At 44.6% G+C, this 4041-nt stretch carries 6 protein-coding genes; 5 read left to right on the forward strand and 1 reads right to left on the reverse strand.

The window, feature by feature from the left end; genetic code table 11:
* From ESE_RS11990 to ESE_RS0111200, 5 genes are all read left to right on the forward strand, one after another.
* On the forward strand, positions 1–971 hold a 971-nt coding region (locus tag ESE_RS11990; RefSeq protein ID WP_010375407.1), incomplete at its 5' end, for a GA module-containing protein.
* Positions 972–1107: 136 nt separating this feature from the next.
* Positions 1108–1776 carry a hypothetical protein gene (locus ESE_RS0111185; RefSeq protein ID WP_010375409.1) on the forward strand — a complete coding sequence of 223 codons (669 nt, stop codon included), beginning with the start codon at positions 1108–1110 and terminating at the stop codon, positions 1774–1776.
* Between the two features lie 153 nt (positions 1777–1929).
* Positions 1930–2289: a TetR/AcrR family transcriptional regulator gene (locus ESE_RS0111190; RefSeq protein WP_010375411.1), complete on the forward strand. Its 360-nt coding sequence runs from the start codon at positions 1930–1932 to the stop codon at positions 2287–2289.
* A 12-nt stretch (positions 2290–2301) separates the two neighbouring features.
* Positions 2302–2658: a hypothetical protein gene (locus tag ESE_RS0111195; RefSeq protein ID WP_010375413.1), complete on the forward strand. Its 357-nt coding sequence runs from the start codon at positions 2302–2304 to the stop codon at positions 2656–2658.
* Between the two features lie 98 nt (positions 2659–2756).
* Complete coding sequence (locus ESE_RS0111200; RefSeq protein WP_010375415.1) at positions 2757–3278, forward strand: hypothetical protein; 522 nt, start codon at positions 2757–2759, stop codon at positions 3276–3278.
* Between the two features lie 53 nt (positions 3279–3331).
* Here ESE_RS0111200 and ESE_RS11995 read toward each other — a convergent pair whose 3' ends face one another.
* Positions 3332–3877 (reverse strand): TetR/AcrR family transcriptional regulator, encoded by a 546-nt coding sequence (locus tag ESE_RS11995; RefSeq protein WP_010375417.1) that lies wholly within the window; start codon positions 3875–3877, stop codon positions 3332–3334.
* Positions 3878–4041 lie beyond the last annotated feature (164 nt).

Raw genomic sequence — 4041 nt, forward strand, 5'->3', positions numbered from 1 at the left:
GTGATGGCACAACCCCAGGCGGTGATGGAACGACCGCAGGCGATGGCGGAACGACTCCAGGTGATGGCACAACCCCAGGCGATGGCGGAACGACTCCAGGTGATGGCACAACTCCAGGCGGTGATGGCACAACTCCAGGCGGTGATGGCACAACTTCAGGCGACGGTGGCACAACCCCAGGTGATGGCGGCACGACCTCAGGCAATGGCGACTCAGCGCCAGTTGCTACAGATGTTATTGCACCAACTAGCGATACAGGCGCAGCTCCGGCAGCTTTGGAAAATGCAGATGTAGCTGGTGCAAACAACGGTGGTGCTACCGGCGCGGTACCTGCTAGCGATAATGCTGGTATACCCGCGGTCACCTCAACAGATGGCGGTACGAATGGCGGTAACTCTACTGACACTTCGACAAGTGCTGTGCCGACTGATTCAACGCCAGTAACGATGAATACTAACGGTGTTGGCATAGACAGTACACCGACTGGTGGCAGTCTTGCCTACACAGCTGATACGTCGCTACAAGACGCTAAAAATGCAGCTAATGGGGATGTTGATAAGATGAAGGGCTTGTCAGATGCTGAAAAGCAGGGGTACAAGGATCGCATTAATTCAGCAACGACGCCTGATGAAGTTAAAGCTATTTTGAGCGATGCACAAAATCAAAATGATAGCCAAATTAAGGCTGATAAATTAGCCGATAAGAAGAAAGCAGCAATTGCTGAAATTAATAAAATGCAGCATTTGTCTGATGAACAAAAACGAGACTTCATTGACCGTGTTGATGACGCTCGTACTGTTAACGGTGTTGACCGTATCTTGAATCAAGCACGTGAACAAAATGTTGAAAAAGAAGTAGCTGATGCACCTGAAAGTGAAAGTGCCTTTAACATTTGGCCATATATTATTGCGTTGTTGCTAGGTAGCACCGCAATTCTAGCTTGGGTAAATCGTGGAAACTCAAACGATTAAGTAGTAAGCATATAAATCTAAGAGAACCAGTGTAACTGCTGGTTCTTTTTTATCGAGTATTATTTTCCGGATTTCTGACATACAGGAAATAAATCAGTTTACAATATTACGTATGATTTAAAGAGGAGTTAGTTAAATGAGTAAAGGGTTTATTGCCGGTGTTGCAACGGCATTAGTAGTTGTTGCGGTTGGTGGCGCAGGGGCGTACGCGGTTGTACAACATCAGTCACAACAGAAAGCGTTGCAAACGGAGCAAGCGAAAACACGGTCGATGTCAGCGAAGTTGGCTTCCGCACAAGTTAAGCAATCATCTGCTAAAACACAAACATCGCAAACGGTAGCCTCATCGGCATCTGTGGCCTCGTCAGCTAGTTCATCATCACGGCAGTCACCAAATGATATTTTTGATAACTTGCCTCAGAAGACACAATTAGCACTGATAATTACGGCAGCGTGGAATGATGGTAATCCTTATATGAACACGCATTACGGTGTGTACATGGGGACGGCAAACAAGATTGTTATCTATGATTATGGTGAGGGCGCAGGCGGTTGGGCAGATCACGTCGCCCGTTTTGTGGATAATCATGATGGATCGTTTACGGTAGCTTGGCCTCATACGACGACTGATAATGCATCGGCAAATTCGGATAACACCACATGGCAAGATCATTCAACAATCACGAAAGCGGATATGTTGGCACGCTTCTATGCAACGGATGCTGAAAAGGCAACCGTAACAGCAGTTGAAGAGGAATTGGATCTATCGACAATCAACAAGGCGTTTGATTTATTGCCTGCTTAAGTAAGTGAATAAAGCGTAAAGGAGACGATGGTCATCATCGGCTCCTTTTTTTAAGGCTGGATATCATAATGAGTAAAGTGATTATTCTTGACCAATCAGTCAAATAAGCAATATAATAATATTGAACGAACGGTCAAGAAAAAAGGAGGCGACATGGCAAGACAGCGAAACTTTGACAAAGCAGCGATTGCAAAACAATTGATACCGGTTTTCATTACCCGTGGGTATGAAGGTGCATCGGTGTCGGAACTTGTCACAGCATCCGGCTTATTACGGGGCAGTTTATATGCGGCATACGGTAGTAAGTTAGGAATTTTTGTGGCCGGCCTACAACAGTTACCGACGCTCGATGCATTAACTGAGCAAGAATTAGATTTTTTGATTGTTGCGTTACTAGAAGTTGCACCGAATAATCCGGTGGTGAAGAACTTTTTACAGGATTACTTGGTGGACATTGATACAGAACAATTAGCGGTTAAGATCGGTTTACAGATATTAGCAAAGGCAAAATGATAGGGGGATATCATGGCAATTAATTCAGTAACGTTTGGGGAACAAACACTAACAATTACAATCAACGGACTAGACAAGATGTGGAGCTTCAAAAGTAATTTGGTAATCCCGTATACACATATCGCGGGAGCAACATTAGATAATGAAGCATTGGCAGAACCAAAGGGGATGAAATGGCCTGGTTTACGTGTGCCGGGTAAGTATGCGGGTACCTTCATTTTAGAGGGTGAAAAAACGTTCTATAATGCTGAAATCGGTGGCAACGACGTCATCGTTGTACAACTTCATGATGAGGAATACGTTCGCCTAGTATTGAGCGTGGATGATGGCGTTGATATTGTTAATACCATCAACCAACACGTCATGTAAAGATTCTCGTGTGGTCGGTCCAAGGCATATCATTTAACATTTGAACGAATTAAGCGTAGGCTAGAGGTATCCAACGGCTACGAAAGGAGTTCAACGTTATGGACGCAATGGAGAAGGCACAACGGATCGAAAATTGGTTGCAGCAAAATGGCTCAGTACAGGTGATGGTTGCAGAATTCATGGCCAAAAATCCGCCGGTGACGGTACAAGAATTTTTGGCCACGAATGATTGCAGCAATAAGCCTGAAACGGGTCTTGAGGGAATTTTGACGCAAGAGGGGCTTTGGTACGATTTGCGTGGATCACACAGCATGATGCTGAATGCGTTGGCAGCGCGTGATTTAAACACGACAATTGAAGACTATATTAAGTCGGTACCAAAGGTTTGCTACACAGCAATGACGGCATATGCCATGAAAATTACAGGCGCAATGAGTGTACACAATGGTGTGCAACAATACGCGAATGACATGACGCCAGCGCAGCGTAAAGCGTTGGATGAATTTGCGACGGCAGGTTTAATTACGGTTAAGCCTGAACCGGTGCGGATTCCACCAAGAATGAAGGTGCAATTCGTGAAGTTGGTACAGCGACAAAGACAAGTACTCGCGGCTAACTAGAGAAAGAGGCCTAATGAAAACGCACAACTCTGTGATGGAGTTGTGCGTTTTTGTTAGTTATGGTGATATAAGGCGTGCCAGTCATCTGACATGGTGCCGGTTTGCAATAACGTGGCAATTTGATCAATTGGCTCCTGACAATCACGTTGCAGCCATAAAAGAATCACACTCATAAAGTGTGCCACAATCATTTCCTTGGCATAAATCTCAGGCAGACCGTGTGGTTTGACCTGAACATTCTCCAATAGAATGAGTTTGAGCTTGTACTGGAATTGCAAATCAGCACCGCTGAAAAGTAACCCGCGGAGCAGTTGACGTTCACCGTATAAATACGTCAGCAAACTATGCGTACCAGTTGGCGTTAAGATTTCAGACTGACTACCAGGATTATCGTGAACAATCTGTTGGATTGCTGATAACAGATCGGCAGCCAAGATTTCGACCAGCGCATATTTGTCCTCGTAGTGTAAATAGAAAGTGCCACGATTGATGCCGGCAGCTTTCACAATGGCAGCGACGGTGATTTTATCGAACGTATTTTGTTGCATGAGTTGGGTAAAAGCGATTTTGATCTTCGCTGGGGCACTTTCAGTTTTCATAAATCAACACTCCGTTCATTTTCGTTCATTGGTTTTTAGTCTAAATGTTTTAAGATAAAAATGAAAGTAGGGGTATAGGAGGCAAATATGAACGACGAAGACATGAAGAAACAAACGATGAATCATAATTCGCATGACAATCACGACCACATGCAGCATACTAA

The sequence above is a fragment of the Weissella cibaria KACC 11862 genome (assembly GCF_000193635.1).
Lineage (GTDB): Bacteria > Bacillota > Bacilli > Lactobacillales > Lactobacillaceae > Weissella > Weissella cibaria.